The sequence below is a fragment of the Paraburkholderia sp. RHO2 genome (assembly GCF_050955445.1).
Taxonomy (GTDB): Bacteria; Actinomycetota; Actinomycetes; order Mycobacteriales; family Mycobacteriaceae; genus Prescottella; species Prescottella agglutinans_A.
The window spans coordinates 4,357,735-4,383,482 of the sequence record NZ_CP162617.1 but is presented as its reverse complement, the minus strand read 5'-3'; the positions used below and the strand labels follow the sequence as shown (position 1 = coordinate 4,383,482).

The following is a 25,748-nucleotide window of genomic DNA, read 5'->3' as shown; positions in this document are numbered from 1 at the left end:
CCGCTTCGTCCCACCCGGCGCGGTCGCGTCAGAGGAGGCTGCAGCCGGCCTGCGGCGCGTTCGGGTCCTGCGGCGGCATCACGTACTGACCGCCCTCGAGGTGCACCTCCAGCGCGTCGTCCGTGACGGTCAGCGTCGTCGGCGCCATGCCCAGCGGGTACTGCTGCAGGCTCTCGGTGAGGGTCTGGACGATGCCGTCGACCAGTGCCGTCGGCAAGCCGAGGCCGAGGATCTCGGCGCCCACGGTCTCGACCTTGATCTGACCGTCCTGCGCCGTCGGCCGAACCGTCAGGTCGGCCAGTCCCGCCGGGCCGACGGCGAACTTCAGCGTGCCGGCGGCAGGGTCGGGGGTCACCGAGCTCACGAGGTTGCCCATCGTCTGCGACTGCACCGTCGCGAGGATGCCGGCGGTCTTCCAGGTGGCGTCCGCCGTCGAACTGCCGATGGTGCCGCTGCTGTCGGGGGAATCGGTCACCGCGATGTCGTTGGCGCGGGCGTGGACCTGCATGCCCTGCGCCGGACCGAACGACGAGCCGGTGCTGTCGATCGTCACGTACGGGATCTTCTTGCTCGTCATCTGCAGCAGGACCGGCTTCCAGCTCAGACCCACGTCCACTGGGGAGCCGAGTTGGCTCTGCAGCTGCGACTCCATGCAGTTGGTCGCGCGCTGGCGGACGAAGAGCTCCCCGCCGATCGATGCGACGACGAGTGCCGCGACCACGAGCAGCGAGATCACGAGTGCCTTGCGCCGTGTGGGCTTCGGTGCCGCGGGCGTCTGGGGTGCGTTCACTGGTGCCGACATGGCACAGATTCTCCAGCAATACTCTGAGCGGTTTCTGTGAATGAGGACTCGGTATGGATACCTCGACACCCAAAAGTGTGATCGGCCGCACAGCGCGGCAGTAGGGTGGCTGCATGGCGGGCTGGACAGATCCGCGGCGCGAACCCACTCCGGCAGCGGGGGAGGACCTGCGCCGTCTTGCGCTCCGGCAAGCGGGGTATTTCACGACCGGGCAGGCGCTGCGTCTCGGTTGTACCGCCGAGGATATCGGCGGCCGCCTGGCCGAGGGGTCCTGGTTGCGGATCGAACGGGATCTGTTCCGCCTCGCCTCGTTCCCGCGCAGCGACCTCGAGGAGTACGCCAAGTGGTGCGCGTGGTTCGAAGGAGCCGCCGTGGTGTCCCACCAGAGCGCGGCCGAACTGCACGGACTCGGCCACCTGCATCCCAGCTTCGTGCACCTGTCGACGGCGGGATGCGCGCCCGCGCCCACCCGCCGCCTCGCGCTGCACCGCCGGGAGATCCGTGCCCAGGACTACGAGCTGGTCGGGACGTTCGGTATCACCACGCCGCTGTGCACCGCGGTGGATCTCGCGTCGGGCGGCATCGCGCAAGACCTGTTCGACGAGGTCGTCAGCGACGGCGTCGCGATCGGCCGCATCGACCCCGCAGAACTGCGCGCCCAGTGCGAGGGCCGACCGCAGCAGGTCGCCGAGCGCATCGAGCACGCGCTGGGGTCGTGCCGGTAGCCGCGGTCTAGCGCCCGGGCTCGACGTAACTCCACGGCACCGTCAGGACGCAGTCGCGGATGCGGCGCCGCTGCGGCGCGACCGGCACACCCTGCTCGGCGAGTTGCCGCAACGCCTCGCGCCAGCGGACACGCGGACCGAACGGGGCGAGCCCCGCCGCGGTCGCCCACGCCCGGTCGGCGGTCACCAGCAGGTCGTGGATGCGTTCGCCCGGCACGTTCCGGTGGATGAGGGCCTTGGGGAGCCGTTCGGCGATGTCGCTGGGCCGATCCGCGGCGAACGGATCCCACGCGAGCGTCAGCGACCGCGGTCCGTGGCGATCGAGCAGCACCCATGCGCACCGTCGACCGAGTTCGTCACACGTCCCGTCGACGATGAGACCACCGGGTGCAAGCCCGTCGCGGAGCCGTCCCCACGCGTGGTCGACGGCGTCCTCCGGGTACTGCCGCAGCACGTTGAACGCGCGGATCAGGGTGGGGCGCAGACCGGCGAGTTCGAAGCCGCCCCGCGCGAAGCTGACACCGTCGCGTCCCTCGACCACCCGGTCCGGATCGATCTCGAGGCCGACGACGCGGACGTCGCGGCGGACCGTGCGCAGCCGGGCGGCCAGCTCGTACGTCGTGACCGGCATCGCGCCGTAGCCGAGATCGACGATCAGCGGGTCGGGTGCATCGCGCAGGGTGCGCGCCACGACCGGGCTGTGGACGAGCCAGCGGTCGCTGCGGCGCAGTCGGTTGATGCCTGTGGTTCCGCGGGTGATGACGCCGTCGGGTTTGCCCTCACGCACGCCGGTTACTGCTGCGCGAGCCAGGCGGCGGTGACCTCGGCCTCGGTCCGGAACAGATCGACCAGGTTCACCAGCATGAGCTGCTCGAGCTTGCCCCCGACGAACGGGAGGAACACCTTCGCCTCCGACGACGTGCGCAGCGTGCACCCCGTGTCGGTGGTGAACAGCTCGATCGTCCCGGTGAGGCTGCCCGGCCCGGCCGGGATGGACGCCTCGTAGGTGCCGGTCACCGGTTCCCCGAACGACGTGTACTTCTCCTTACGGGTGATGATCAGGTCCTTCTTCAGCACGGTCTGCGCGATCTCCGGCAGGTCCTTGCGTGGCAGCACATGGTGCAGCACCAGATCGATCCCGTTGTCGGTGACATCGAACGAGGCGATGTTCCCTGCGTTCTCGCTGAACTTGCGCATCTCCGCCATCCGCGCCTCCCAGTAGTCCCGGTCGCGCAGCGCGGCGTACACCTTCTCGGCAGGGTGGTCGAACCTGGCGGAATAGTCGATGCGACGGGCCATGACCGGCAGATTACCGGTCGGTGGCCCGCCCGTTGTCGAAAGCGGCGACTACTTCGTCGCCGTCCACTGGCCGGTGAAGTCTTCCTCGGCGTCGAGCAGCTCGAGGACCTGCCCGGCGATGACGGACTCGACCTTGCCGCCGATCAGCGGCAGCTTGACCTCCACCTCACCCTCCATGACCAGCAGCGATCCGTCGCCGTCGGCGGTCAGGGTCATGGTCCCGCGCAGCTGCCCGGGGGCGCCCTCGACCTCCGCCGAGAACGTGCCCTCGGCGCGGTCGCCCTGTAGCGCACCCCACGATTCGGTGCGCTTGATGATCAGGTCACCCGGGCGGATCTTGGTGACCATCGCCGGCAGGTGCTCGGCGGGAACGGACTGCGTCATCGCGACGTCGACCGTGCCGTCGCCGAGGGTCACCTTGTCGAGCTTCGCGCCGGGCCCGCCGACTTCCTGCAGGCGGGCGTGCCAGTAGCGCTCGTCGGTGAGCGCGCCGTGCAGCGTCGCGACGGAATGGGGGTATTGCGCGGAATGCTCGATGTGTCGGGCCATGGACGGCACGCTACCGTTTGCACGTGTTGGATCCACTCATCCGGGGGCGCCTCGAGCAGGCCGGTGCACTGTTGTCCGAGCAGGTGCCGCTGGCGACCCTGACGACCCTGCGGCTCGGCGGCCCCGCCGCGGTACTGGCCGAATGCGCGTCCACCCCGGTCCTCGTCGATGTCGTCCGCCTCCTCGACGACGCCCGCGTCCCGACCCTGATCCTCGGCGGCGGATCCAACCTGGTGATCTCCGACGACGGCTTCGACGGCGTGGTGGTGCGGGTCGCCGACGCCGGCGTCGAACTCGGCGAGGACACCGTGCTGGCGCAGTCCGGGGCGGTGTGGGACGACGTCGTCGCCAAGACCGTCGCGGCCGGCCTCGGCGGCCTCGAGTGCCTGTCCGGGATTCCCGGCTCGACCGGTGCGACGCCGGTGCAGAACGTCGGCGCGTACGGCGTCGAGGTGGGATCGCTGCTGCGTCGGGTCCAGTTGCTCGACCGCACCACCGGCGAGGTGCGCTGGGTCGAGCCGTCCGAACTGGGCCTCGGATACCGCACCAGCGTCCTCAAGCACCGCAGCGATGCGCTGGTGCTGGCCGTGGAGATGACGGTGCGACCGGACGGGTCCAGTGCGCCGCTCGCGTACCGCGAGCTCGCGGCGGCGCTGGGTGCGCAGGAGGGTGAGCGTCGGCCCACCGCGGACGTGCGCGACACGGTCCTCGGGCTGCGCCGCGGCAAGGGCATGGTGCTCGACGCCGACGACCACGACACGTGGAGCGCGGGCTCGTTCTTCACCAATCCGGTGGTGGCGGACACGGACCTGCCCGCGATCCTCGACGCGATCCGGGCGAAGGTCGGTGCCGACGTGCGGATCCCGCAGTTCCCGGGCGAGGCCGGCACCAAGCTGTCGGCCGGCTGGCTCATCGAGCGCGCCGGGTTCGACAAGGGCTACCCGGGTGACGGGTCGCGGGTCAGCTTGTCCACCAAGCACACCCTGGCGCTGACCAATCGGGGACAGGCGAGTACGCAGGACCTGATCGAGCTGGCGCGCACCGTCCGCGACGGCGTCGCGGCGACGTTCGGGGTGCGGCTCGAACCGGAGCCGGTCACCGTCGGCTGCACTGTCTGAGCGGGCCCGATCGTTCCCTGATCGTTCCCCGATCGTCGCTGTGTGACGAAAGCCACTGTCGCACTGCGAGTACCGTGGTTTCCGTGCGTGAACAGGGGATTCGGGTAAATCGGACGCGGCTGCTGATGGTGGTGGCCGCGCTGCTGGGCATGTCCCTGCTGGCGGGGTGCACCATCGCAACCGGAGGCGCCGGTGACGGCAAGGCCGTCGCGGCGGAGCCCGTGGTGCAGGTGGTCCAGACGCCGGGTCCCGGGGCGGAGCACGTCAATCCGGTCGAACCGATCTCGGTCCGAGTGAGCCAGGGCACACTCGAGAACGTCGCGCTCACCAACGCCGCCGGCAAACCGGTCCAGGGTGAGCTGAGCCCCGACCGGACGTCGTTCACCGTCACCGAACCGCTCGGCTACGACGCGAAGTACACGTGGTCGGGCAACGCCGTCGGCGCCGACGGCAAGTCCGTGCCTATCGCGGGCACATTCTCCACCGTCGACCCCGTCACCACGACGTCGGCGCGCACCAATATCGCCGACGGCCAGGTGGTCGGCATCGCGGCCCCGATCATCCTGCAGTTCGACGGACCGATCGCCGACAAGGCCGCCGTCGAGAAGGCGCTGACGGTCACGACGAACCCGCCGACGCCGGGGGCGTGGGCGTGGCTGCCCGACGACAACGGCGCCCGCGCGCACTGGCGGCCCCAGAACTACTGGGCGCCCGGCACAACCGTCGCCGTCGACGCCAAGCTGTACGGCGTCGACTTCGGTGACGGCGCCTACGGCGCGAGTGACGTGTCGCTGAACTTCACGATCGGACGCAGCCAGATCGTCAAGGCCAACGCCCCCAGCCACCGCATGCAGGTGGTCCGCGACGGTGTCACGATCATGGACATCCCCGTCAGCTACGGCGAGGGCAACGAGAACCGCAATGTCACCCGCAGCGGCATTCACGTCGTGTCCGAGAAGCACGAGGACTTCCTGATGTCGAACCCGCCGTACTACGAGAACGTGCGCGAGCGGTGGGCGGTCCGCATCTCCAACAACGGCGAGTTCATCCACGCCAACCCCGCGACGGTCGGAGTGCAGGGCGCGTCGAACGTGACGAACGGGTGCATCAACCTGTCGCTGTCGGACGCCGAGGAGTACTTCGGCACCGCGATCTATGGCGATCCGGTGGAGGTCACCGGCACCCGCATCGACCTGTCCGCGGCGGACGGCGACGTCTACGACTGGGCCGTCGACTGGCCGACGTGGCTGTCGATGTCGGCGCTCGCGTGAGTCTCGAGTGAGGCACAGCTGAGTCTCGACGGCCCCGAACGGAACTGACCCCTCGGGCCCGCGTGGGAGTATCCGAGGACTTCCGACGCGAGGAGCCCATCATGGGAATGCGCACGATTCGGACGTTGACGGCGATGTGCGTGCTCGCACTCGCAGCGGTGCTGTCGGTGGGAGTGTCGCCGGCCGCCGCGCAATCGATGCCGACGCTCGTGCTCGTGCACGGCGCGTTCGCCGACACCACCAGTTGGGACCCGGTGGCCGCCGAACTGCGTGGCCGCGGCTACGACGTCGTGGTGCCGTCGAATCCGTTGCGCGGACCGGCCTATGACTCGGCGGCGATCGAGAAGGTACTCGCCGACATCCCGGGGCCGGTGCTGCTGGTCGCGCATTCGTACGGCGGTGTCGTCATCACCAATACCCATGCGCCCAACGTGGTCGGCATGGTCTACGTTGCGTCGTTCGCGCCCGATCAGGGTGAGCCCGCGATGGCGGCGCTGAACCCGCTCACGTTCCCCGGCAGCCAGTTGGTGCCGCCGACACTGCAGGTGGCGGTCGTCGACGACCCGACCAATCCGGTCGGCAAGAACCTCGACGGCTACATCGAATCGAGCCGCTTCCATGCGGCGTTCTGCCAGGACGTCTCGGACGCGACGGCCGCCGAGATGCTCGCGCACCAGCGCTCGATCGCGGTGGTCGCGAACCTCGAACCGACGCAGGATCCGTCGTGGCGGAACCTACCGACGTGGGCGGTGATCCCCGGCGAGGACCGGGTGATCCCGCCGGCGTCGGAGCGGTTCATGGCCGAGCGGGCGGGCGCGCAGATCACCGACATTCCCGGCGCCTCGCACGCCGTCCTGGTGTCCCGTCCCGGGCCGGTCGCGGACGTGATCGGGCGGGCCGCGTCCGAGGTGGTGTGAGCCTGGGCGCCCATTCTTCTTCCGCGGCGGCGGAATCCCGCGTCGAGTTCGAAGGAATGGGCGCTCAGGCCGACGGAACCGTTCGCCGACTCGGCGCGTCTATTGTCAGTGGCCGATGTCGTGCACTCGGGGAGGAGTGATGGGGGATGAAGTGCGCCTTGACGGGATACCGCCGGTGATCGGGCGATGAGCGGCGCCAGCTGGCGGTTCACCGGACTCGAGTTCGAGGTCCTGTGGACCCGACTCGGCCGCGACCGCCTGCCGTACCCGCTGCGCTTCCGTCCGGTCGCGGACACGCAGGACGACCTGGACCGGCAGCGTCGGGCGGCGGCCGAGTCGTGGGTGCCGCGGATGACCGAGTCGCTGCACCGCCATCTCTCGGTCCTCGCCGAACCCGACGTCCGGATCGAGGTGTCCGGGTTGGTCGGCGCGGCGAGCGGCAGCATGATCCGCATGCACGCCGGAATCCGCGGAGCCACCGGGACACTCGCGATCCAGTTGTCGGGGCCCGACGTCGACACCGGAGGCGACGTGCTGGTACACGGCATGGATCCGGCGCGGATACCGAACGCGATCGCGGCCGCCCTACCCGTGGTGCCCGCCGGGGCGCGTCCCGCGATCCGGTTCCGTCGCAGCGATCTGGAGTCGGGCACCGGTCCGCTCCTCGTCTCCGCCGGCTCCACCCGCATCCGGGACGACGCACTGGGCCTGCTGCGGCGGCCGCGCACCGGAATCGGCGAGATCACCGCGTTCGCCGGCGTCGCGTACGACAGTCGGCCCACGACCGACGGCATCGGACTGCACTGGCTCGACTTCGACGGGGACGGCCGCTACTGCCTCCGCGAGACGGCCGGTGTCGTGGTGACGCCGGTATCCGGTTCCGAGCTCGCGGTCGAGATCTCGCGGCTCGTCGCTGGAATTCGTGCGCGCGAGAAGGCTTACTGACCCCTCGAATTCGATGGAACCGAATCCCTCCCGCCCGCGTCTACTCCAGCGAAGGGGACGAACGGGAGGGGGATCGATGACCGACAACGGCATTCGAGAGGAAGCGCGTCGGCAACTCCGGCACAGCAACTCCGCGCTGCGTGCGCAGGTGGACGCGATGCTCGAGGGGTTCCAGGCGCAGAGCGCGGCGCTCGCGGCGGCGCAGGGGGCCGTCGCGCACACCACGGCGGAGGCTGAATCTCCGGACGGTCTGGTCCGGGTGACGGTCGACGCGGCGGGCGCGGTCGTGTCGGTGCGGGTGGGGCCCGCCGCTTTCACCCGCACCACCCCCGACCGACTCGGCGAATCGTTCAGCGCGGCCGCGCGTGCGGCGACCGCCGATGTCCGTGCCCGGGTCGCGGAACTGATGGCACCGGTCACCGCGCTGGCCGCAGGCATCCCGGATCTTCCGGACCTGGTGCCCGGCTCCCCGAGCATCCGCCACCTCATGCCGACGGTCGCGACTCATTTCACCCCCGCCCCCACATCTCCGGAGGTGTCGGACTCCGACGACCTGCACGACTGGCGGGCTCCGATCATGCGGGAGGCGCATCGTGGGTGATTCGATGTGGATCGAGGTGGACCAGGTCCGTTCGGCAGCACCGCTATTCGATCGCGCTGTCGACGATCTCGTCGACCGGCAGCGTCAACTGGCGGCGGTCCTCGACGCGGAGGGTGCGAGTTGGGGATCCGACTCGACCGGAGCCACGTTCGCGGCCCAGTACCTCCCCGGCATGGACGGAGCCCTCGCCGCGATGCGGAACCTCACCGATGTCCTTGCCGGAATCGCCGGGGGACTGCGCAGTACCGCAACGGCTTTCGATATGACGGACAGCGGATTCTCCCGGACGCTCGGCGGCGGCCGCTGATGGGCATCGAGATTCCGGGTCCGCTGCGGACGGTCGCGTCCGTCGTGGTGGGGCAGGACTGGCCCGAAGCCGACGAGACGTCACTGCGTCGGCTCTCGGATGCCTGGGCGGTCACCGCGGTCGACGTCCAGCAGATCGGTGCCACCGGTTCCCATGCGATGGAACTGGCTCGTGCGGGCCTGGGCGGCGCGGTGAACGAGGCGATGGCCTCGCACTGGCAGACGGTCGGCGGCAGCGACGGTGTCGTAGAGCAGCTCGCCGAGGTGTGTCGACAGCTCGCCGACGCCTGCGAGGCGACAGCGGCCGAGGTGGAACACGCGAAGCTGATGATCATCGGCGCGCTCGTCAGCCTGGCCACGGAGATTGCGGCGCTGGCCGCGACGGCGGTGGCGACGTTCGGCACCAGCGCCGCCGCCATTCCGGCCGCCGAGTTGGCCACCCAGCTCGCGGTCCGGCAGATCCTGATGAAGCTCCTGCAGAACGTCGCCGAGGAGGTCCTGATCGGCGTCGTGAAGGAGGTGGCGATCGCGGGCGGTGTCCAGCTGCTGCAGGTCATGGAGGGGAACCGGGACGGCCTCGACCTCGGAGCGCTCGGGAAGGAAGCCTTGGGTGCCGCGGCCGAGGGCGCCGTCGGTGGACTGATCGGCAAGGACGGGGCGGGAGGACTGCTCCTCGACCGTATCGGGAACACCGGGGGCAAGGCCGCGGCCGGGGTGGCCGTGGATCTCGGCGTGGGCGGGATCGGCACCGCTGCCGGCGACGCCGCCAAGGGCGAGGACGTGACGGTGGAGGGTGTGCTGAAGGGGGCGGTCACCGAGGCCGTCGACGGCGCGCGGGACGGCGTCCGGCGCCCGGAACCGAGCGCCGCACCCCCCAGCTCGCTCAACATGAACTAGGAGGGATTCCCGTGATTCAGGCTGTCCTGCTCGTTTGCCTGCCCCTGTCCGTCGCGCTGGTCGGGCACTCGGTGTACCGGGTGCGTCAGGCGAACCGGGAGCACGCGGCGAAACTCGCCGGTGACCCCGAACCCACCTCCACCGTCCAGGAGTGGTGAGCCCGCCCGATCACCAGCGGTTGCGGACCTCCTCGGCGAACCCGAGGAGGTCGGTGACCGTGACCCGGCTGCCGTCGTCGAGGACCACGTGCCCGGTGAAGCGTCCGAACACCTGGTGCTGAATGGACCGCAGGACCGTGAAATCCACTGCGGCGCAACGATCTAGGATCGGCTCGAACGTCATCTCGAACCGGCCGTCGTTGCTGCTGAACTTCCACGGCGCGCCGTCGTAGGTCCCGTCGGGGAGGTGGAACGTCACCTGATCGAGCTTGTGCGCGACGCCGTCGACGAACACCGTGTTCTCGCTCGCCGCGGACGTGTCGCCGAACCCGTATCCGATGTTGAAGCCGAACGGCCGACCGTCGACGACACCCGACGCCGACCCCCAGTACCAGACGTTGTCGTACGTCCACACACCCCGACCCCAGTCGAATACCCCCGACGCGGAGTCCGGATCGAACGCGACAGTGTCCGTCCCGACGGTGATCTCGCCGCTCGCCGGAAGACAGTTGATCTTCTGGTTGTAGTAGAACGCCTTGGGGGCCTTCGGGAACGGAGTCGCGATCACCATGCGATCCGTCTGTGGCTGCGCGAGATGCAGTTCACCGCGCAGTCCGCGGCCGCCGTCGAAACCCGGGTAGTCGACTGTCAGGACACGGCCGCCGGCGACGTGCCGGAACGCGATTCGCACCTTCCGATGGTCGACGACGACGTCGCCGCGATCCGCACTGGAAGGCAGGCCCATCCGGCCCATCGGGAACGGCAGCAGCACGTTCTCGGTGACCTCCCGCCGGGACCCGAAGTCGAGCCACGAGACTCCCAGCAGACCCATGTAGCCGTTGTCCGCGACCGTCAGCGCCAGCCCGTGGTCCGGGGTGAGGACGCAGTAGTAGTCCCACTCCTTCACCCGCCACGACGGTGCCGCGATCGCTGCCCGGTCGTACCGGCGGACCTCGGCGGTCGCCCAACCGGCCTCGGCGAGGCGGCCGTTCGCGTCGAGGAGTTCTCCCGGCTGCAATCGGTGCTGCATGCCGCGAGGCTAGCCGGTGGTCCGGTGGAAACGTCCCGAATCGGCCTGATCGCGCGGCTTGACGATGATCTGGTCCAGGTTCACGTGCGGCGGGCGGGACGCGACGAAGCCGACGATCTCGGCGATGTCCTGCGCGAGCAGTGGCGTGATGCCCTCGTACACCTTCGCGGCCCGCTCCTCGTCGCCGTCGAAGCGCACCAGGGAGAACTCGGTCTCCACCGCGCCGGGGGCGATCTCGGTGAGGCGAACCGGCTTGCCGAGCAGTTCGCCGCGCAGCGTGCGGTGCAGCACCGCCTGTGCGTGCTTGGCGGAGGTGTAACCCGAGCCGTTGTCGTAGGCGGTGAACGCCGCGACCGACGTGACCGTGACGATCAGCCCGTCACCGGACTCGATGAGCTTGGGCAGCAGCGTCTTCGTCATCCGCAGGGTGCCGAGGACGTTGGTTTCCCACATCCACCGCCAGTCGTCGAGATCCGCCTCCAGGACCGGGGCCAGCCCCTTCGCGCCGCCGGCGTTGTTGACGAGCACGTCGACGCGGGGGAGGACCGCGCAGAACGCGTCCACCGAATCGTCGTCGGTCACGTCCAGCTCGAGTGCCGTCCCCCCGATCTCCGCGGCGATCTCCTCGAGGCGGTCGAGTCGGCGGGCGCCGAGAACGACGTGGAATCCCTGCGTGGCGAGGGTGCGGGCGGTGGCTTCCCCGATGCCGGAGCTGGCTCCGGTGACGACGGCGACGCGGGTGTCCGGTGACAGGCTCATGGGCTGATCGTAGTGCCGGCATGGCGGCCGTACGGGGGCCGACCCGGCCGCGTCACTGGGCGCGGGCTGGGTGGACGGGGCAAGCGGATGCTAGCTTGATCGACATGTCGTCCGGCGCCACCTCCGCCCCGCGGGTCACCTATGTGACCGCCGCGTTGGGTTCTCGGCTGCCGCACCCGCGGGAACTCTGTTGTCCCTGCCGTATCTCTCGCCGCTGATTCTGCGCTGCTCACACCCTGTATCACCCTGATCGCCCGATCTCCGCGTCGGAGTCGATCTCCCGTCGGCAGCGCGTCCCCCGACCGCGTCGACAGCCGTCCCCCAGCGGGACGAGGCAAGGACCATCGCATGCTCACCGCAGCACCCCACGCACCCCGAACGAGATCCGTGACCGCTCGTACCTCCACCGCGAGACCCGCGCGTCCCACCGTCCGACCGCGCATCGTCCCTCCCACCCTGGGCATCGCCGACGGCCCGGCCGCCGCGGTGTTCCGGGCAGCGGCCGCGGGCGGACCCATCTACCGCGACGACGCCACCCGGGCATCCGGGGCGAGCATCGCGACCGTCAACCGGCATGTGTCGGCGATGCTGTCCGCCGGGTTGCTGCGCGAACGTCCCGACCTGGCCGTCTCCGGGGCGATCGGCCGCCCCCGCATACCGTTCGAGGTCGACCACGAGCAGCACCTGACCGTCGGCATCCACATCGGGGCGATCGTCACCAGCGTGATCGCCTCCGACCTGCGGGGACGAGTCCTCGGTGCGGTGGAGATCCCGACCCCGCGCGGCGCGTCGGACGCGGCGCTCGCGACGATCACCGCCAGCGCGCGCGGCTTCGCGGCCCGCTGGCACCGTCGACGCCCCCTGTGGGTGGGTGTCGCGCTCGGCGGCCGGGTCGACCCCGACTCCGGTGTGGTCGACCACGCGCGCCTCGGGTGGACCGGGGCCCGTGTCGGTGACGTCGTCGGCGGCGGCTTCGGACTGCCGGTATCGGTGGCGGCGCACGTCGAGGCGATGGCCGCCTCCGAACTGCTGCTCACCCCGCAACGCGCCGACAACGCGGAGGCGCGCGGCAGTGGCCTGTACTTCTATGCGCGTGAAACGGTCGGTCTCGCACTGACACTCGACGGGAAGGTGCACACACCCGCGGCCGGTCCCGGCTCCGTCGCGCACCTGCCCACCGATTCGACGGTGCCGTGCGATTGCGGTGCCACGGGGTGCCTCGAGGCCGCGGTGAGCGACCGGGGTGTGCTGCGTGCGGCGCAGCGGGCGGGTGTGCTGCCGGCGGGCGACGATCTGCCGCCGATCGCCGCGCTGTACCGGGAAGCACGTGCGGGATCGGCTGCGGCACAGGACATCCTCGCTGACCGGGCGCGGACCCTGGGGCGGGCGGTGGCGATGCTGCGCGACCTGTTCAACCCCGACCGCGTGATCCTCGGCGGGCAGGCGTTCACCGACTACCCCGAGGCCGTTCCGCATGTGGCGCAGGCGTTGTCGAGCGCGTCCCGGGCGGGCAGCTCCGACGTGCGCATCACGGGGTTCGGCAACCGGGTTCAGGAGCACGCGGCCGCGGTCGTCTCGCTCAGCTCGCTGTACTCGAATCCGTTGGTGGCCATGCGGAAGGCGACCGTCCTGGTGTGAGCCCACGCGGCCGGGGCGGGCCTTCAGTTCTGCGCGCCCCCGCCGCGGGTCTCCCGCCGACGGAGTTCGTCGTGTGCCCGCGTAATCCCGCCCCACTCGAGCCCGGCCAGGTGGGATTCGCCGGACAGTACGCACCGGTCGTCGCGGCGCACCGTGACGCGTAGCGTCCCGGCGAGGTGCTCCAACGCGCCCGGAATGTTCCGGCGCTGCGCGGGCAGCGGCACCGGCAGGACGCGCGCACCGGACAGCGGGGCGTGGCCCTCGATGTCGACCGACCACCGGCGACTGCCGCCGCCGAGCCGCCAGGTCCCGTCTTCCACCCGCGCGCGGATCGGCGCGGTGATCGGGTTGGCCAGTCGCACCACGGTGCCGTCCGGCAGCGCGACGACCACCGAGGTGACCTCGGTTCTGAGCGGTCCCGCCGTGACGTCGCCGCCGGCGAACGCCACGCACACGCGGGGATCGTCGAAGCCCTGCGCCTGGCCCCACCACCACGAGTCCGGGAAACCGGCCTTGCCCCAGTTCTTTTCGCCGTACACCTGGGCGCCGTCGAGGTCCCACCGGTCACCGTCCACGTCGGCCCACCCCCGGGCGCGCCCGCCCAGCAGCCACGGATGCCAGTACTGGTTGAGTCCCGGCACGACGTGGAACAGGCCCGACCCGCCCAGGCGTCGCCGCGGCCACGGTGCGGGATCACTGATCTGCACCTCCAGCCGGGCACCCGGACCGAGGTCGACGCGCAGGTGGTCCGCGGTGCCGCGGAAGGCGTCGCCCGCGAACGCGCCGAGTCGGTCGGTGGCGGCGCCCGCGACCGGATGCGCTGCCGTGCGCAGGAATCCGCCGGGATGAGCGGCCAGTCCGAGCGTGGCCCAGCAGCCGTCGTCGGCGCGATTGATGCCCGCGAGTGCGATCAGCACGCGCCCCGTGTCGCGCTGCGTGAACCGCCAGAAGTACCCCTCCATCGCGACGCCGTGCGCCGCGAGCGGATCGCCGAACGGCAGGTCGGCGCCGGTCCGCCGGTAGCGGGCGAGGAGGCCGGGCATGTCGCGATGCTAGGCCCCCGCCCGACGAATCCGCAGGCGGTCGGTGGTAATCGGCTACAGCGGGAGCGTGGTCTCGGCCAGTCCGTCCGGGGCGCCGCGGCGCCGGAACCACTCCACCCCGAACGCCGCCTGCAACATCTCCTCGGGCATCTGCAGGAACGGGCCGAAATCGCCGATCTGCGTCTCGTGCGCGAACATCGCGGCGCGTTTGGCGGGGATCACGGCGCTGACGTCGATGATCGTGGTGATCTCCGCGTCCGACAGCCCGATCGAGTCGAGATCCGGCGGCGCGGCGTCCTCCGACCACTCGGGGTTGGCCTGCATCAGGCGGCGGATGTGGTCGCGGCTGAGCGCGGCCTCGTACACGTGCGGGGTTCCGGCCAGTTCGGCCGCCCGCACCCCGACGTGGTGGACCTGGACGTGATCGGGGTGCCCGTAGCCGCCGTTGGGGTCGTAGATGGTCAGCACGTCCGCGGCCTCCTCGCGCAGGACCGCCGCGAGCCGCTCCGCGGCGGCCTCGACGTCGGCGTTGCAGAACGCGGCCGGGTTCGCATTCTCCGGCGTCCCGGCCATGCCGGAGTCTGCGTAGTGCAGCATCACCACGCGGTGCGCGCCGAGCACGCTCGTCGACGCCTCGAGTTCGCGTCGACGGCGCTGCGCGAGGGTCTCGCCGTCGACGAGCAGGCCGTCGGGCACCTCGCCCAGAGCGCCGTCCGTGGCGGTGACCACGACGACGCGGTGTCCGGCGTCGGCGGCCTGACGCATCACCCCGCCCGTCACGAACACCTCGTCGTCGGGGTGGGCGTGGAAACAGACCAGAACGCTCATGAGCTGAATCCTTACACGCGGACACCGCCGTCGAGCAAGGGTGCGAAACTGTTCGCACATCTGGCCACAGGAGGACGGCATCCGCGCCCCTTCGAGGACGCGTGAGGAGTCTGGACCGCCGATGATCGGCACCTATCGGGAGATCTTCTCCGCCCGCGGCGCCGCCGCCTTCTCCGCGGCCGGCTTCGTCGCGCGCCTCCCGATCGCGATGGTCGGCATCGGCATCGTGACGATGCTGTCGCAGCTGCGCGGCGACTACGGGTTGGCCGGCGCGTTGTCGGCGGTGTTCGCGCTCGCGTACGCGGCGATCACCCCGATCGTCTCGCGGGCCGTCGACCGCTACGGCCAGCGCAGGGTCCTGCCGGCGGCGTCGGCGGTCAGCGCGTGCGCCCTGGCCGCACTGCTGCTGTGCGTGCGGCTCGGCACCCCCGATGTCGTGCTGTTCCTGCTCGCAATCCCAGCCGGGTGCATGCCGACGATCGGCGCGATGGTCCGCGCTCGCTGGACGGCGCTGTACCGCGGACAGCCGCAGTTGCGCACGGCGTTCGCGTTCGAGTCCGTGCTCGACGAGGTCTGCTTCATTGCCGGCCCCGTGATCTCGGTGGGCCTGTCGGTGTCGGTGTTCCCGGAGGCAGGACCGCTGCTGGCACTGATCCTCCTCGTGGTCGGCACCTTCGCGTTGGTCGCGCAGCGCGGCACCGAACCCGCCGTGCTCGACCGCACCGAACACAGCGGCGGATCCGTCGTCCGCATCCCGGCGATGTGGGTGCTGGTCGCGGTGATGCTCGCGATGGGCACGATCTTCGGCTCCGTCGACGTCACGAGCATCGCGTTCGCGACCGAGCGTGGCGCCGCGGCCGCCGCGACGATCGCGCTCGCGCTGTTCGCGAGTGCGTCCGCCGTCGCGGGCGTGGTGTTCGGTGCGCTGCGTCCGGGGGCGGCGCTGCGCCGCCAGTTGGTGTTCGCGACCGGCGCAGTCGCGGTCCTGCTCTGGCCGCTGCTGCTGGTCGACTCGATCCTCACCCTGACGGGGGTGCTCGCGCTCGCCGGCATCTCGGTGGCGCCGACGATGATCGTCGCGACGACGCTGGTGGAATCGGTGGTTCCGCACGCCAAGCTGACCGAGGGCATCACGTGGACCGTCACCGGGCTCGGGGTCGGCGTGGCCGTCGGGTCGGCGGTCGCGGGTCAGATGATCGACGCGTTCGGGACCCGCGCGGGCTTCGCCGTGGCCGTGGCCGCCGGGCTCACCGCGTGCATCGTCGCAGGCGGGGCGTACGTGGCGCACCGCTCGCGCGGTACCGAGTGACGGATCCCCCTAGGGTGACCGCATGGCGATTCGCGAAACCCCCAGTGCCGACGGCACCACCCTCGTCTATCGAACGTTCGGCAGTGCGCAGGCGCGTCCGCTCGTCCTGATCCACGGCTGGGCGCAGTCGTCGCGCTGCTGGGGTGAGGGCGTGCTCGCCGACCTGGCGGAGCACCACCGGGTGATCGCCGTCGACCTGCGCGGGCACGGCTACTCGGACGCCCCGGCGTCCGGCTACGACGATCCGGCGAACTGGGCCGCCGACGTCGACGCGGTCCTGGCGGCCGAGGGCGTCACCTCCGGGGCGGTCCTGCTGGGCTGGTCCTACGGCGGCCTGGTGATCTGCGACTACCTGGCCGCGCACGGCACGGCGGCGGTCGACGGCGTCGTGTTCGTCGGTGCCATCACGAGCATCGGCCGCGGCGAGGCGGGCGGCAAGGTGGGCTCGGCGATGCGGGCCGCCATCCCCGCCGCGATGGCCGAGGACCCGTCCACCGCGATCGCGGCGCTCGGAAGCTTCGGGTCCGCCCTCACCGGCCCGATCGACGACGCGTCCGGCAAGGGCGCGTGGTCGCAGGCGCTGTTAGGTGCCAGCCTGTCGACTCCGCCGCGGGTTCGGGCGGCACTGTTCTCCCGTGCCGCCAGCCACGACGACCTGCTGCGCTCGCTGGACGTCCCCACGCTGGTGCTGCACGGCACCGCCGACACCGTCGTCGACGTCGCCGCAGGTGAGCACGCTGCGGCGCTCGTCCCCGGCGCGACCGCGTCGTACTGGGAGGGGTGCGGGCACGGCCCGTTCGTCGAGGATCCGCAGCGGTTCGTCGGCGAGGTGCGGGCCTTCGTCGACGGGGTCGGGGCCGGCATCGGCGACGGTGTCCCGGTCGGCGAGAACGTGTCGGCCGCAATTACCCCCTGACCGAGCGACAGGGCAGTATGGACGCGTGACACCCAAGCACAGCGCGGGACCCCGACGGGTCGCCGTTCTCTCCGTACACACGTCGCCGCTGGCACAGCCTGGCACGGGTGACGCGGGCGGAATGAACGTGTACGTGCTGCAGACCGCGATCCAACTCGCGCGTCGTGGCGTGGAGGTCGACATCTTCACCCGGGCGACGTCGTCGGCCACCCCGGTGGTCCAGGAGGCGGCGCCGGGTGTCCGCGTCCGCAACATCGCCGCCGGCCCGTACGAGGGCCTCGACAAGCACGAATTGCCCACGCAGCTGTGCGCGTTCGCGGCGGGTGTGCTGCGCGAGGAGGTCCGGCACGAGCCCGGCTACTACGACCTCGTGCACTCGCACTACTGGCTGTCGGGTCAGGTCGGCTGGCTCGCCCGGGACCGGTGGGGCGTGCCGCTCGTCCACACCGCGCACACGCTCGCGGCCGTGAAGAACGCGTCCCTCGCCGACGGCGACACCCCGGAGCCGGCGGCCCGGCAGATCGGCGAGCAGCAGGTGGTCGCGGAGGCCGACCGGCTCACCGCCAACACCACCGACGAGGCCGCGCAGCTCACCTCCATCTACGGCGCCTCGCCGAGCAAGATCGACGTCGTCGCACCGGGCGCCGACCTCGCCCGGTACCGGCCCGGTGACCGGCTCGAGGCCCGCGCCGCGCTCGGTCTGGACCCGTCCGAGACCATCGTGACGTTCGTCGGCCGGATCCAGCCGCTCAAGGCCCCCGACGTCCTGCTGCGGGCGGCGGCGGAGGTGATGGCGCGGGAATCGGGGCTGCCGCTGCGCGTGCTGGTGGTCGGCGGCCCGTCCGGCACGGGCCTCGAGCGCCCCGAGTCGCTGATCGAACTGGCTGACACGCTCGGCATCCGTGCACGCGTGACGTTCCTGCCGCCGCAGCCGCCGGACCGGTTGGCCGACGTCTATCGGGCCTCCGATCTGGTCGCGGTGCCCAGCTACTCGGAATCCTTCGGCCTGGTCGCGATCGAGGCGCAGGCGTGCGGAACGCCGGTGATCGCCGCCGACGTGGGCGGGCTCGGCGTGGCCGTCCGGGACGGGCAGACCGGTCTGCTGGTGCAGGGCCACCGCACCGACGACTGGGCGTCGGCGCTGCAGTCCCTGGTGACGGCGCCGGATCGGCTCGACGAACTGGCGGCCCGGGCCACCCGGCACGCCGAGAACTTCTCGTGGGAACACACCGCGGACGCGCTGCTCGCCAGCTACCGGGCCGCCACCGCCAGGTACCAGCGGGTGTCGGGGGAGAGCGGCGAGTTCTCGCCGCGCAGGTCGCGCGGGCTGTGGAAGCTGCGCCGGACGAGCGGAGTGCGGGCATGAGCGAACCGGACCGGACCCCGAACGGCATCGCGGACGTCATCGACGCGGCGCTGAAGGAGCGGGAACTCGAGTACAGCCGCCGGGGCGAGAACCAGTTCGTCGTCGAGCTGCCGGGCGAGCACAAGCTCAAGACCTCGACGCTGCTCACGGTCGGCAATCACGGCGTCCGCGTCGAGGCGTTCGTGTGCCGCAAGCCCGACGAGAACTTCGAGGGCGTCTACAAGTACCTGCTGCGCCGCAACCGCAGGCTGTACGGCGTGCACTACACGATCGACAAGATCGGTGACATCTACCTGGTGGGGCGCATCTCCACGCACGCCGTGACCGGAGACGAGCTGGACCGTGTCCTCGGGCAGGTCCTCGAGGCCGCGGACGGCGACTTCAACGTGCTGCTCGAGCTCGGCTTCGCGACCGCCATCAAGCGGGAGTGGGCGTGGCGGGTCTCGCGCGGCGAGTCGCTGACGAATCTCGAGCCGTTCAAGCACCTCGTCGACGAGCTCGACGAGACTTCCGGCGCCCCGACGTGGGGTCCTCCCGCCGGGTCTCGCTGACGTCGCACGAGTCGGTAGCGGCGTTATCCGGCCGAGATTTCGTGAGCGCGTTCACTCATTCGGTGTGATCCGGGTCACGTAACGGATATGCAACGACGCGGGTAGCCTTCCGCGATTCATCACCACTGAGCTGCCGATTTTACCTGCTCATGGCCATTTTCGCGTACGGCCGTCTCAGAAAATCCACCCGTGACCTTTCCGTGATGGGCTCCTACGGTTGTAACCAGCCCGAGACACACGACATCGGGAGCAAGACACGTAAGACGCCGACCCGCCACCGCTGATCTGCCCCGCGGGATCGGAATTTGCAAGACCTATGAGGGGCAGAGGCGAGGCCCATCCAGAGCCCGGATCGACCGTCACGTCGTCCGCCGGCCGCCTCGTCGCCGACACGGAGAGGATCCATCCCCACATGGCCAAGTTCAACGTCAAGCGCACCATCGGTACCGTCGCCGCCACCGCCGCCCTCGTCGCCGCACCGCTCGCGCTGAGCACCGGCACCGCCAGCGCCGCGTCCGGCAACTGGGACGCCGTCGCGCAGTGCGAGAGCAGCGGCAACTGGGCCGCGAACACCGGCAACGGCTTCTACGGCGGTCTCCAGTTCACCGCCAGCACCTGGCAGGCCTACGGCGGCTCCGGCATGGCGCACGAGAACTCCCGCGCCGAGCAGATCCGCGTCGCCGAGAACGTGCTGGCCGGCCAGGGCCGCGGTGCGTGGCCGGTGTGTGGCCAGTACCTCTGAGCCTGACGGCCGGGCTCGGCTGAGCCCCCGTCGACAGCTGAAGGGACCCTTCGAGCGCTCCGAGCGCACGGAGGGTCCCTTCAGCTGTTCCGCCGGAGTTGTGCCGGGCACAGGGTCGGAGTGGGTGGACCGCGAGCGAGTCGCACATGCCAGGATTGACCCCATGAGTACCGGAACACTTGTGCTGCTCCGCCACGGCGAGAGCGAATGGAACGCGCTGAATCTGTTCACCGGCTGGGTGGACGTGCACCTGACCGACAAGGGCATGGCCGAGGGCAAGCGTGCCGGTGAACTGCTCGCCGAGCACAACCTGCTCCCGGACGTTCTCTACACCTCGCTGCTGCGTCGGGCGATCAGCACCGCGAACCTCGCCCTCGACGCGTGCGATCGGCACTGGATCCCGGTCGTGCGGGACTGGCGCCTCAACGAGCGTCACTACGGTGCGCTGCAGGGCAAGAACAAGGCCCAGACCAAGGCCGAGTTCGGTGAGGACCAGTTCATGCTGTGGCGTCGCAGCTACGACACCCCGCCGCCGCCGATCGAGGCCGGCAGCGAGTACAGCCAGGACCAGGACGCGCGCTACGCCGATCTGCCCGAGGTCCCGCTGACCGAGTGCCTGCTCGACGTCGTCAAGCGCCTCGTCCCGTACTGGGAGGACACCATCGCGGCCGATCTCAAGGCGGGCAAGACCGTCCTGGTCACCGCGCACGGCAACTCGCTGCGCGCACTGGTCAAGCACCTCGACGGCATCTCCGACGAGGACATCGCCGGCCTGAACATCCCGACGGGTATCCCGCTGCGCTACGACCTGGACGAGAACCTCAAGCCGCTGAACCCCGGTGGCACGTACCTGGACCCGGCGGCCGCCGCGGCCGGTGCCGCCGCCGTGGCGAACCAGGGCGCCAAGTAGTCCCTCGCCTGCGCGGCTCGAAGGCCGGTACGGATCGCCGATCCGTGCCGGCCTTCGCCGTTTCCGGGGGTTCGACGGATATCGCAAACAGATGGTGAACGAGCGGAAAACTCCAGTTCTCGGGCCTGTGACGTGCGGGAAAACGGTCACACCCGGCTTCGGGTCAGGGTTGGTCGAACGTACGATTCTCGTGTGACTGTTGTTCAGGCCGTGCTGTTGGCCGTCGCGACCGCTGTCGCCGGCCTCCTCGTCGGTGCGGTTCTCGTTCCCCGCCTCGTCGCCCGTCGGGCACGACGCCAGCAGTCCCAGGCCGGGTTGACCCTCTCGCAGGTCCTCGACCTGATCGTGCGCACCTCCGACAGCGGGATCGCCGTCGTCGACACGTTCAACGACGTCGTCCTGGTCAACCCGCGCGCGGAGGAACTGGGTCTGGTGCGCAACCGGATGATCGACGACCGGGCGTGGGTCGCGGCCACCGAGGTGTTCGAGACCGGTGAGCCGGTCGAGGTGGACCTCACGCTGCGCACGTCGCAGCGCGGGCGCGACAAGATGGCCGTCCGCGGCGTCGCGCGACTGCTGAGCGAGGAGGACCGCCGGTTCGTCGTGGTGTTCGCCGACGACGACTCCGAGCAGGTCCGCATGGAGGCCACGCGCCGCGACTTCGTCGCCAACGTCAGCCACGAACTCAAGACGCCGGTCGGGGCGATGGGCCTGCTCGCGGAGGCGCTGCTCGAGTCCGCCGACGACCCGGAGTCGGTGCGCTACTTCGGTCAGCGCGTGCTCAGCGAGTCGCACCGGCTGGGCAACATGGTCACCGAACTGATCGCGCTGTCGCGACTGCAGGGCGCGGAGAAGCTGCCGGACCTCGACGTGGTCGAGGTCGACGACGTCGTCGCCGAGGCGCTGCGCCGCTCCACGGTGGCCGCCGAGGCCGCCGAGATCACCGTCCACGCCGACGCCCCGAGCGGGCTCGAGGTGATGGGGGACCGCACGCTGCTGGTGACCGCGCTGTCGAATCTCGTCGAGAACGCGATCGCCTACTCGCCCAAGGGAACCGCGGTGTCGGTGAGCCGGACGGTCCGTGGCGACAACGTCGCCATCGCGGTCACCGACCGCGGCATCGGCATCGCCAAGGAAGACCAGGAGCGCGTGTTCGAGCGCTTCTTCCGGGTCGACAAGGCCCGCTCGCGGGCCACCGGCGGCACCGGCCTGGGGCTGGCGATCGTCAAACACGTCGCCGCCAACCACAACGGATCCATCGACCTGTGGAGCCGACCCGGCACCGGATCGACGTTCACACTGCAGGTTCCCGGGCACTTCGATGCGGTCGACGCCGCCCCGCCCGGTGCGACCCACCAACCCGCAAGCATCGAGAAGATCGAGAAGAAAGCCGCGTCGTGATGCGCCGCGGCACGAGTCTGGAGGCCAACCGTTGACGAGTGTGCTGATCGTGGAGGACGAGGAATCGCTGGCCGATCCGCTCGCGTTCCTGCTCCGCAAGGAGGGGTTCGAAACCACCATCGTCGGTGACGGGCCGTCCGCGCTGGCCGAGTTCGAACGCTCCGGCGCCGACATCGTCCTGCTCGACGTCATGCTTCCCGGGATGAGCGGCACCGACGTGTGCAAGCAGTTGCGTGCCAAGTCGTCGGTGCCGGTCATCATGGTCACGGCCCGCGACAGCGAGATCGACAAGGTCGTCGGCCTCGAACTGGGCGCCGACGACTATGTCACCAAGCCGTACTCGGCCCGCGAACTGATCGCCCGCATCCGGGCGGTGCTGCGCCGCGGCGCCGACGCCGACGCCGACCCGGGCGCCGACGACGGTATCCTCGCCGCCGGCCCGGTGCGGATGGACGTCGAACGCCACCTCGTCCACGTCGACGGCGAGCCGGTGTCGCTGCCGCTCAAGGAGTTCGACCTCCTCGAGTATCTGCTGCGCAACTCCGGACGGGTCCTCACGCGCGGGCAGCTCATCGACCGGGTGTGGGGCGCCGACTACGTGGGCGACACCAAGACCCTCGACGTCCACGTCAAGCGGCTGCGCGCCAAGATCGAGGCCGACCCCGGCAAGCCGAAGCACCTGGTGACGGTCCGCGGCCTCGGGTACAAGCTCGAGGAGTGAGCTGTCGGTCGAATGTCACACGCGTTCAGTCGGATCGAACGCGTGTGACATTCGGCCTTCCACGTCTCAGTCGTCGGACGGGGGCTGCTTCGCCTGCGCGGCGGTGGTCGCCGGATGCACCGCGATCAGTCCCAGCCCCTCGCGACGGCGGCACAGCGACGCCAGTTCGTCGTAGGCGGCCTTGCCGAGCAGTTCGGTCAGTTCCGGGGCGTACGACTGCCACACCGGCTTGCTGCCGACGTGCGCGTCCGGAGACCCGGAGCAGTACCACGCGAGGTCCTCGCCGCCCTCGCCCCAGCCGCGGCGGTCGTACTCGGTGATCGTCGTCTCGAGGATCTGCTCGCCGTCGGGGCGGTCCACCCACTCCTGCGTGCGGCGGATCGGCAACTGCCAGCACACGTCGGGCTTGACCTCGAGCGGCTCGATGCCCTTTCGTAGCGCCATCTTGTGCAGCGCGCACCCGATGCCGCCCTCGAAGCCCGGGCGGTTGAGGAAGATGCACGCGCCCTTGTACCTGCGGGTGCGCAGCGCCGGCTCGTCCTCGAGATCGTCCTCCTCGACGTAGTCCTTCTTGCCCCCCTTCTTGCCCAGGCCCTTCTCCATGAACTGCCAGTCCTCGGGTGTGAGCATCCTCACCGAGGCGTCGAGCTTCTCGAGGTCCTCCTCGTCGGAGAGGAACGCGCCGTGCGAACAGCAGCCGTCGTCGGGGCGACCGGCCACCGTGCCCTGGCACGCGGGCGTGCCGAACACGCAGGTCCAGCGCGAAAGAAGCCACGTCATGTCGGCTTTGATGGTGTGTTCGGAGTTCTCGGGGTCGACGAACTGGACCCACTCGCGCGGGAAGTCGAGATCCACTTCCGGCGTGGGCGCGATCTTGTGGGAGCCGCCGGTGCTGCCTGCTGTCACAGTGCCCGACGGTAGACCCAGTACCGTAGCCGTGTGCGCCTTGGGGTACTCGATGTCGGAAGCAACACCGTCCACCTGCTCGTGGTGGACGCTCATCGTGGTGGGCACCCCACGCCGATGAGTTCCACGAAAGCCACGCTCCGGCTGGCCGAGAACACGGACGAGCGGGGCGATATCACGCCGGTGGGCGCCGACCGCCTGGTCGCGACCGTGCGGGACTTCGCGGGGATCGCCCAGTCGTCCGGCTGCGGTGAGCTGATGGCCTTCGCGACATCGGCGGTGCGCGACGCCAAGAACTCCGAGGCCGTGCTGTCCCGCGTGCGCGCCGAGACGGGCGTGAACCTCGAGGTGCTGTCCGGAGTGGACGAGGCCCGGCTGACGTTCCTCGCGGTGCGCCGTTGGTACGGCTGGAGCGCCGGACGGATCCTCAACCTCGACATCGGTGGCGGCTCGCTGGAGTTGACGGCCGGCGGCGACGAGGACCCCGAGGTGGCGTTCTCGCTGCAGCTGGGCGCCGGACGCCTCACCCGGGACTGGCTGCAGGAGGACCCGCCCGGCAAGCGTCGCGTCGCGGTGCTGCGGGACTGGCTCGACGCCGAGCTGGTGGCCCCGGCCAAGCAACTGCGCGCGTCGGGCGAGGCGGACCTGCACGTCGGCACCTCCAAGACCTTCCGTTCGCTGGCCCGACTGACCGGCGCCGCACCGTCCGCCGCAGGTCCGCGCGTCAAGCGGACCCTCACGGCGAGCGGTTTGCGGCAGCTGATCGCGTTCATCTCACGGATGACCGCGTCGGACCGTGCAGAATTGGAGGGCGTGAGTTCCGACCGCTCTCAGCAGATCGTGGCCGGTGCTCTCGTTGCGGAGGCCAGCATGCGCGCGCTGGGAGTCGACACGCTCGAGATTTGCCCGTGGGCACTGCGTGAGGGTCTGATTCTTCGCAAGCTCGATACGGACATGGGTGGAGAACTGGTGGTGAGCGCTCGATGACTGAGCCCGAAGGTGACAGCCAAGCAATCTCGGTTGCGGAGCTGTTGGCCCGCAACGGCCAGCGTGTCGGCTCCGGTGCCGGTGGCCGACGACGCCGGGGCGTCAAAGGCGGCATCTCCGTCGCCGAACTGACCGGCGAGTTCCCGGCCGTCCGGAACGGGCGCGCCACCGCCGAGCCCGACACCTCCGCCGACGAGGCGCCGCGCCAGGCCGCGCCGAAGGTCGATCCGGCCCCGCCCGCGCCCGCCGCGCAGCCGACGGCGCGCCAGAACACGGCTCCGCCGGTCCAGGTCGCACCGAAGCCCACACCGCCCCCGGCCCCGGCCCCGGCCCCGGCCCCGGCACCGAAGCCGGCGCCGAAGCCCGAGGTGAAGGCGCAGCCCCAGAAGCCCGCCCAGCCGGCGCAGAAGCCGACGGTGCGGCCGGCCGCCGCGGACGAGCCGACCGTCATCGCTCCCACGGTGAAGGCCGAGGCGAAACGCTCCGAGCCGGTGGAGACCGGGTGGCGATCGGCCACGCCGTCCAACTCCACGACCACGACCACCGTCATCGCCCCGGTGCCCCCGCTCGCGCGCGGCGGTGAGCCCGAGCCGCGACTGCTGTCCGGGCAGTCCGTCGCGGGCGACCTGCTGCGCCAGGGCGGCGCCAAGCCTGCCGACGCCAAGCCCGCAGCCGGCAAGCCGACCGACACCAAGCCCGCGGACGCCGACTCGGTCGACGCGGACACGGACACCGACGACGCCGAGATCGACGAACTCGAACTCGAACCCGAGCCGAGCGGTGCCAAGCAGTGGGCCGTCCTGCTCGGTCAGGGTGCCGTCGCGGTCGTCGCCGGCGCGCTGATGTTCAAGGGTTTCGAGAAGCTGTGGGACATGCTGCCGATGGTCGCGCTGGTCCTGTCGGTCCTGGTGATCGTCGGGCTCGTCGCGATGGTGCGGATCCTGCGCCGCACCGACGACATCACCAGCCTGGTGATCGCCCTCGTCGCCGGCGTCTTCGTCACACTCGGTCCACTGGCCTTCCTACTCAGCACGAGCTGACCGGTCGGCGGCG

29 protein-coding genes are annotated in these 25,748 nt (G+C 70.6%); 20 read left to right on the top strand and 9 right to left on the bottom strand.

Annotation, left to right across the window (positions count from 1 at the left end; genetic code table 11):
- Nucleotides 1–28: 28 nt before the first annotated feature.
- Complete coding sequence (locus ABTV10_RS20465) at nt 29–802, bottom strand: LmeA family phospholipid-binding protein (protein WP_499029797.1); 774 nt, start codon at nt 800–802, stop codon at nt 29–31.
- A 113-nt stretch (nt 803–915) separates the two neighbouring features.
- Here ABTV10_RS20465 and ABTV10_RS20460 point away from each other — a divergent pair, with 113 nt between their 5' ends.
- Nucleotides 916–1,527: a type IV toxin-antitoxin system AbiEi family antitoxin domain-containing protein gene (locus tag ABTV10_RS20460; RefSeq protein ID WP_433606981.1), complete on the top strand. Its 612-nt coding sequence runs from the start codon at nt 916–918 to the stop codon at nt 1,525–1,527.
- Nucleotides 1,528–1,534: 7 nt separating this feature from the next.
- Here ABTV10_RS20460 and ABTV10_RS20455 read toward each other — a convergent pair whose 3' ends face one another.
- Genes ABTV10_RS20455 through ABTV10_RS20445 form a run of 3 tightly spaced genes read right to left on the bottom strand, consistent with a single transcriptional unit; the run spans nt 1,535 to nt 3,375 of the window.
- Nucleotides 1,535–2,314 (bottom strand): hypothetical protein, encoded by a 780-nt coding sequence (locus tag ABTV10_RS20455; RefSeq protein ID WP_499029795.1) that lies wholly within the window; start codon nt 2,312–2,314, stop codon nt 1,535–1,537.
- Nucleotides 2,315–2,319: 5 nt separating this feature from the next.
- Nucleotides 2,320–2,826, bottom strand: a complete 507-nt coding sequence (locus ABTV10_RS20450) for a DUF2505 domain-containing protein (RefSeq protein WP_499029793.1) — start codon at nt 2,824–2,826, stop codon at nt 2,320–2,322.
- A 48-nt stretch (nt 2,827–2,874) separates the two neighbouring features.
- Nucleotides 2,875–3,375, bottom strand: coding sequence for a DUF2505 domain-containing protein (locus ABTV10_RS20445; protein ID WP_499029791.1), 501 nt, complete (start codon nt 3,373–3,375; stop codon nt 2,875–2,877).
- A gap of 23 nt (nt 3,376–3,398) precedes the next feature.
- Here ABTV10_RS20445 and ABTV10_RS20440 point away from each other — a divergent pair, with 23 nt between their 5' ends.
- The 8 genes from ABTV10_RS20440 to ABTV10_RS20405 all read left to right on the top strand — a co-directional run bounded on the left by ABTV10_RS20440 (nt 3,399) and on the right by ABTV10_RS20405 (nt 9,588).
- Complete coding sequence (locus ABTV10_RS20440) at nt 3,399–4,493, top strand: UDP-N-acetylmuramate dehydrogenase (RefSeq protein ID WP_499029789.1); 1,095 nt, start codon at nt 3,399–3,401, stop codon at nt 4,491–4,493.
- Between the two features lie 83 nt (nt 4,494–4,576).
- Nucleotides 4,577–5,764 (top strand): L,D-transpeptidase, encoded by a 1,188-nt coding sequence (locus ABTV10_RS20435; protein ID WP_499029787.1) that lies wholly within the window; start codon nt 4,577–4,579, stop codon nt 5,762–5,764.
- Nucleotides 5,765–5,865: 101 nt separating this feature from the next.
- Nucleotides 5,866–6,681, top strand: coding sequence for an alpha/beta fold hydrolase (locus tag ABTV10_RS20430; RefSeq protein WP_499029785.1), 816 nt, complete (start codon nt 5,866–5,868; stop codon nt 6,679–6,681).
- A 186-nt stretch (nt 6,682–6,867) separates the two neighbouring features.
- Nucleotides 6,868–7,626, top strand: a complete 759-nt coding sequence (locus ABTV10_RS20425) for an ESX secretion-associated protein EspG (protein WP_499029783.1) — start codon at nt 6,868–6,870, stop codon at nt 7,624–7,626.
- 76 nt (nt 7,627–7,702) lie between these two features.
- Nucleotides 7,703–8,227: a YbaB/EbfC family nucleoid-associated protein gene (locus ABTV10_RS20420; protein WP_499029781.1), complete on the top strand. Its 525-nt coding sequence runs from the start codon at nt 7,703–7,705 to the stop codon at nt 8,225–8,227.
- Nucleotides 8,220–8,534 carry a WXG100 family type VII secretion target gene (locus tag ABTV10_RS20415; protein ID WP_499029778.1) on the top strand — a complete coding sequence of 105 codons (315 nt, stop codon included), beginning with the start codon at nt 8,220–8,222 and terminating at the stop codon, nt 8,532–8,534. Before ABTV10_RS20420 ends, ABTV10_RS20415 begins: the two co-directional genes overlap by 8 nt.
- Nucleotides 8,534–9,430 carry a WXG100-like domain-containing protein gene (locus ABTV10_RS20410; protein WP_499029776.1) on the top strand — a complete coding sequence of 299 codons (897 nt, stop codon included), beginning with the start codon at nt 8,534–8,536 and terminating at the stop codon, nt 9,428–9,430. Before ABTV10_RS20415 ends, ABTV10_RS20410 begins: the two co-directional genes overlap by 1 nt.
- Nucleotides 9,431–9,441: 11 nt before the next feature.
- A complete protein-coding gene (locus ABTV10_RS20405) occupies nt 9,442–9,588 on the top strand; it encodes a hypothetical protein (RefSeq protein ID WP_433606959.1) in 147 nt (48 codons plus the stop codon).
- A 10-nt stretch (nt 9,589–9,598) separates the two neighbouring features.
- On the opposite strand, the gene ABTV10_RS20400 is transcribed toward ABTV10_RS20405, so the two are convergent.
- A complete protein-coding gene (locus ABTV10_RS20400) occupies nt 9,599–10,618 on the bottom strand; it encodes a DUF2804 domain-containing protein (RefSeq protein WP_499029774.1) in 1,020 nt (339 codons plus the stop codon).
- Nucleotides 10,619–10,627: 9 nt separating this feature from the next.
- Nucleotides 10,628–11,377 carry an SDR family NAD(P)-dependent oxidoreductase gene (locus ABTV10_RS20395; RefSeq protein WP_499029771.1) on the bottom strand — a complete coding sequence of 250 codons (750 nt, stop codon included), beginning with the start codon at nt 11,375–11,377 and terminating at the stop codon, nt 10,628–10,630.
- Between the two features lie 387 nt (nt 11,378–11,764).
- On the opposite strand from ABTV10_RS20395, the gene ABTV10_RS20390 reads away from it, so the two are divergent.
- Nucleotides 11,765–13,015: an ROK family protein gene (locus tag ABTV10_RS20390; RefSeq protein WP_499029769.1), complete on the top strand. Its 1,251-nt coding sequence runs from the start codon at nt 11,765–11,767 to the stop codon at nt 13,013–13,015.
- Between the two features lie 23 nt (nt 13,016–13,038).
- On the opposite strand, the gene ABTV10_RS20385 is transcribed toward ABTV10_RS20390, so the two are convergent.
- Both ABTV10_RS20385 and ABTV10_RS20380 read right to left on the bottom strand, forming a co-directional pair.
- Entirely contained in the window at nt 13,039–14,058 is a 1,020-nt protein-coding gene (locus tag ABTV10_RS20385; protein WP_499029767.1) for a tocopherol cyclase family protein, read from the bottom strand.
- Nucleotides 14,059–14,112: 54 nt separating this feature from the next.
- Nucleotides 14,113–14,886, bottom strand: coding sequence for a PIG-L family deacetylase (locus tag ABTV10_RS20380; protein ID WP_499029765.1), 774 nt, complete (start codon nt 14,884–14,886; stop codon nt 14,113–14,115).
- 121 nt (nt 14,887–15,007) lie between these two features.
- On the opposite strand from ABTV10_RS20380, the gene ABTV10_RS20375 reads away from it, so the two are divergent.
- The 8 genes from ABTV10_RS20375 (at nt 15,008) to ABTV10_RS20340 (ending at nt 22,802) form a co-directional block, all read left to right on the top strand.
- Nucleotides 15,008–16,195, top strand: a complete 1,188-nt coding sequence (locus tag ABTV10_RS20375) for an MFS transporter (protein ID WP_499029763.1) — start codon at nt 15,008–15,010, stop codon at nt 16,193–16,195.
- 22 nt (nt 16,196–16,217) lie between these two features.
- Nucleotides 16,218–17,111, top strand: coding sequence for an alpha/beta fold hydrolase (locus ABTV10_RS20370; RefSeq protein WP_499029761.1), 894 nt, complete (start codon nt 16,218–16,220; stop codon nt 17,109–17,111).
- 25 nt (nt 17,112–17,136) lie between these two features.
- Complete coding sequence (mshA, locus tag ABTV10_RS20365; protein WP_499029758.1) at nt 17,137–18,477, top strand: D-inositol-3-phosphate glycosyltransferase; 1,341 nt, start codon at nt 17,137–17,139, stop codon at nt 18,475–18,477.
- Complete coding sequence (locus ABTV10_RS20360) at nt 18,474–19,028, top strand: type III secretion system chaperone family protein (protein WP_433606941.1); 555 nt, start codon at nt 18,474–18,476, stop codon at nt 19,026–19,028. Before mshA ends, ABTV10_RS20360 begins: the two co-directional genes overlap by 4 nt.
- A gap of 412 nt (nt 19,029–19,440) precedes the next feature.
- Nucleotides 19,441–19,770 (top strand): transglycosylase family protein, encoded by a 330-nt coding sequence (locus ABTV10_RS20355; RefSeq protein WP_433606939.1) that lies wholly within the window; start codon nt 19,441–19,443, stop codon nt 19,768–19,770.
- Between the two features lie 163 nt (nt 19,771–19,933).
- Nucleotides 19,934–20,680 (top strand): phosphoglyceromutase, encoded by a 747-nt coding sequence (locus ABTV10_RS20350; RefSeq protein ID WP_433606937.1) that lies wholly within the window; start codon nt 19,934–19,936, stop codon nt 20,678–20,680.
- A gap of 192 nt (nt 20,681–20,872) precedes the next feature.
- Entirely contained in the window at nt 20,873–22,081 is a 1,209-nt protein-coding gene (locus ABTV10_RS20345) for a sensor histidine kinase (RefSeq protein WP_433606935.1), read from the top strand.
- 31 nt (nt 22,082–22,112) lie between these two features.
- On the top strand, nt 22,113–22,802 hold the full coding sequence (locus ABTV10_RS20340; protein ID WP_433606933.1) for a winged helix-turn-helix domain-containing protein: 690 nt from the start codon (nt 22,113–22,115) through the stop codon (nt 22,800–22,802).
- Nucleotides 22,803–22,868: 66 nt separating this feature from the next.
- Here the strand turns inward: ABTV10_RS20340 and ABTV10_RS20335 are convergent, their stop codons facing one another.
- The gene (locus ABTV10_RS20335) at nt 22,869–23,708 is read right to left on the bottom strand and encodes a DUF3109 family protein (RefSeq protein ID WP_499029754.1); all 840 of its coding nucleotides are present in this window, start codon (nt 23,706–23,708) and stop codon (nt 22,869–22,871) included.
- A 33-nt stretch (nt 23,709–23,741) separates the two neighbouring features.
- Here ABTV10_RS20335 and ABTV10_RS20330 point away from each other — a divergent pair, with 33 nt between their 5' ends.
- Nucleotides 23,742–24,695: a Ppx/GppA family phosphatase gene (locus ABTV10_RS20330; protein ID WP_499029752.1), complete on the top strand. Its 954-nt coding sequence runs from the start codon at nt 23,742–23,744 to the stop codon at nt 24,693–24,695.
- A complete protein-coding gene (locus ABTV10_RS20325) occupies nt 24,692–25,735 on the top strand; it encodes an Rv0497 family membrane protein (protein WP_499029750.1) in 1,044 nt (347 codons plus the stop codon). Before ABTV10_RS20330 ends, ABTV10_RS20325 begins: the two co-directional genes overlap by 4 nt.
- Nucleotides 25,736–25,748: the final 13 nt, after the last annotated feature.

Bases quoted from the DNA above. Each gene is read 5' to 3' on its own strand.
- ABTV10_RS20465 (WP_499029797.1), bottom strand. From the start codon at position 802: ATGTCGGCACCAGTGAACGCACCCCAGACGCCCGCGGCACCGAAGCCC.
- ABTV10_RS20460 (WP_433606981.1), top strand. From the start codon at position 916: ATGGCGGGCTGGACAGATCCGCGGCGCGAACCCACTCCGGCAGCGGGG.
- ABTV10_RS20450 (WP_499029793.1), bottom strand. From the start codon at position 2,826: ATGGCCCGTCGCATCGACTATTCCGCCAGGTTCGACCACCCTGCCGAG.
- ABTV10_RS20445 (WP_499029791.1), bottom strand. From the start codon at position 3,375: ATGGCCCGACACATCGAGCATTCCGCGCAATACCCCCATTCCGTCGCG.
- ABTV10_RS20430 (WP_499029785.1), top strand. From the start codon at position 5,866: ATGGGAATGCGCACGATTCGGACGTTGACGGCGATGTGCGTGCTCGCA.
- ABTV10_RS20425 (WP_499029783.1), top strand. From the start codon at position 6,868: ATGAGCGGCGCCAGCTGGCGGTTCACCGGACTCGAGTTCGAGGTCCTG.
- ABTV10_RS20420 (WP_499029781.1), top strand. From the start codon at position 7,703: ATGACCGACAACGGCATTCGAGAGGAAGCGCGTCGGCAACTCCGGCAC.
- ABTV10_RS20410 (WP_499029776.1), top strand. From the start codon at position 8,534: ATGGGCATCGAGATTCCGGGTCCGCTGCGGACGGTCGCGTCCGTCGTG.
- ABTV10_RS20400 (WP_499029774.1), bottom strand. From the start codon at position 10,618: ATGCAGCACCGATTGCAGCCGGGAGAACTCCTCGACGCGAACGGCCGC.
- ABTV10_RS20395 (WP_499029771.1), bottom strand. From the start codon at position 11,377: ATGAGCCTGTCACCGGACACCCGCGTCGCCGTCGTCACCGGAGCCAGC.
- ABTV10_RS20385 (WP_499029767.1), bottom strand. From the start codon at position 14,058: ATGCCCGGCCTCCTCGCCCGCTACCGGCGGACCGGCGCCGACCTGCCG.
- ABTV10_RS20380 (WP_499029765.1), bottom strand. From the start codon at position 14,886: ATGAGCGTTCTGGTCTGTTTCCACGCCCACCCCGACGACGAGGTGTTC.
- ABTV10_RS20375 (WP_499029763.1), top strand. From the start codon at position 15,008: ATGATCGGCACCTATCGGGAGATCTTCTCCGCCCGCGGCGCCGCCGCC.
- ABTV10_RS20370 (WP_499029761.1), top strand. From the start codon at position 16,218: ATGGCGATTCGCGAAACCCCCAGTGCCGACGGCACCACCCTCGTCTAT.
- ABTV10_RS20360 (WP_433606941.1), top strand. From the start codon at position 18,474: ATGAGCGAACCGGACCGGACCCCGAACGGCATCGCGGACGTCATCGAC.
- ABTV10_RS20355 (WP_433606939.1), top strand. From the start codon at position 19,441: ATGGCCAAGTTCAACGTCAAGCGCACCATCGGTACCGTCGCCGCCACC.
- ABTV10_RS20350 (WP_433606937.1), top strand. From the start codon at position 19,934: ATGAGTACCGGAACACTTGTGCTGCTCCGCCACGGCGAGAGCGAATGG.
- ABTV10_RS20325 (WP_499029750.1), top strand. From the start codon at position 24,692: ATGACTGAGCCCGAAGGTGACAGCCAAGCAATCTCGGTTGCGGAGCTG.